The organism is Aeromicrobium sp. PFPM2_SD2 (assembly GCF_057364525.1).
This window is the reverse complement of the sequence record NZ_JBNFNZ010000484.1, coordinates 1-1,784: the sequence shown is the minus strand read 5'-3', so window position 1 is coordinate 1,784 and position 1,784 is coordinate 1. Positions and strand designations below refer to the sequence as shown.

At 71.5% G+C, this 1,784-nt stretch carries 2 protein-coding genes; both read left to right on the top strand.

The window, feature by feature from the left end:
* Positions 1-531 (top strand): phosphopantothenoylcysteine decarboxylase domain-containing protein (locus AC2W7G_RS15380; RefSeq protein ID WP_485869208.1); only part of this gene is annotated, 531 nt, incomplete at its 5' end.
* Between the two features lie 61 nt (positions 532-592).
* Positions 593-1,783, top strand: coding sequence for a methionine adenosyltransferase (metK, locus tag AC2W7G_RS15375; RefSeq protein ID WP_485869209.1), 1,191 nt, complete (start codon positions 593-595; stop codon positions 1,781-1,783).
* Position 1,784 lies beyond the last annotated feature (1 nt).

The window sequence follows — 1,784 nt, the reverse complement described above, 5'->3', positions numbered from 1 at the left end:
GCCCGGGTGACGCTCGCGCCGAACGTCTCGCTGCCCCGACCCGGCCGTGCGGACGTCGTGCGCGTCGTCACCACCGACGAGCTGCGGCGGGCGATGCACGAGCACGCGGCCGACGCCGACACGGTCGTCATGGCCGCCGCCCCCGCCGACTTCCGGCCCGCCGCCTTCGCCGACGCGAAGATCAAGAAGGTCCCCGGCGCCGGCCCCGCGCCGATCGAGCTGGTCGAGAACCCCGACGTCCTGGCCGAGCTCGTCGCCGCACGCACCAGCAAGCGCCCGGTGATCGTCGGGTTCGCCGCCGAGACCGGCGACGCGAACGGCACCGTCATGCAGCACGCGCAGGCCAAGCTCGAGCGCAAGGGCTGCGACCTGCTCGTCGTCAACGACGTCAGCAGCGACCGGGTCTTCGGCAAGGACGAGACCGAGGCCGTGGTGCTGGGCGCCGACGGCACGCAGGTGCCCGTGCCGCACGGACCCAAGTCCCGGCTCGCCCACGCGGTGTGGGACGCGGCGGCCCACCTGCTGGGATGAACGTGCCCTTGTGCGTGCCGGGTCTACCATCGGCACGTCCCCGAATCTCAGGAGCCAGCACATCGTGAGCCGTTTCTTCACGTCCGAGTCCGTCACCGAGGGCCACCCGGACAAGATCGCCGACCAGATCAGCGACAGCATCCTCGACGCCCTGCTGGCCGAGGACCCCGACAGCCGCGTGGCCGCCGAGACGTTCGTGACGACCGGCCTGGTGCTGGTCGGCGGCGAGGTGACCACCAAGACGTACGCCGACATCGCGCGCATCGCCCGCGACCGCGTGCTGGAGATCGGCTACGACTCCTCGACGAAGGGCTTCGACGGCGAGTCCTGCGCCGTGCAGGTGACGCTGGACGCCCAGTCGCCCGACATCGCCCAGGGCGTCGACCGCGCCGAGGAGGCGCGTCTCGGCTCGTCGGTCGACCCGCTCGACCTGCAGGGCGCCGGCGACCAGGGCCTCATGTTCGGCTTCGCCGTCGACGAGACCCCCGAGCTCATGCCGCTGCCGATCACCATCGCCCACCGCCTGGCCGAGCAGCTGACCGCAGTGCGCAAGGACGGCACGCTCCCGTACCTGCGCCCGGACGGCAAGACCCAGGTCACCATCGAGTACGGCGACGACGACAAGCCCAAGCGGGTCGAGGCCATCGTGCTGTCCACCCAGCACAAGGAGGGCGTCGACCTCGAGGCCCAGCTCGCCGTCGACATCAAGAAGCACGTCATCGACGCGGTGCTGGCCGACTACGACATCGACGCGTCCGACTACAAGCTGCACATCAATCCCACGGGCAAGTTCGTCATCGGCGGCCCCATGGGCGACGCGGGCCTGACCGGCCGCAAGATCATCGTCGACACCTACGGCGGCTACGCCCGTCACGGCGGCGGCGCGTTCTCGGGCAAGGACCCGAGCAAGGTCGACCGGTCCGCCGCGTACGCGATGCGCTGGGTGGCCAAGAACATCGTCGCCGCCGGCCTGGCCACCAAGGTCGAGGTGCAGGTCGCGTACGCCATCGGCGTCGCGCACCCGGTCGGCTTCTACGTCGACACCTTCGGCACCGAGACGGTCCCGGTCGACACGATCCGTGACGCGGTGCTCGAGGTCTTCGACCTGCGTCCGGCCGCGATCGTCCGCGACCTGGACCTCAAGCGTCCGATCTACGCGCAGACCGCCGCGTACGGCCACTTCGGCCGCGCCGGCCTGCCGTGGGAGGAGACCGGCCGCGCCGACGCGCTGCGCGCCGCCGCCGGCGTCTGAG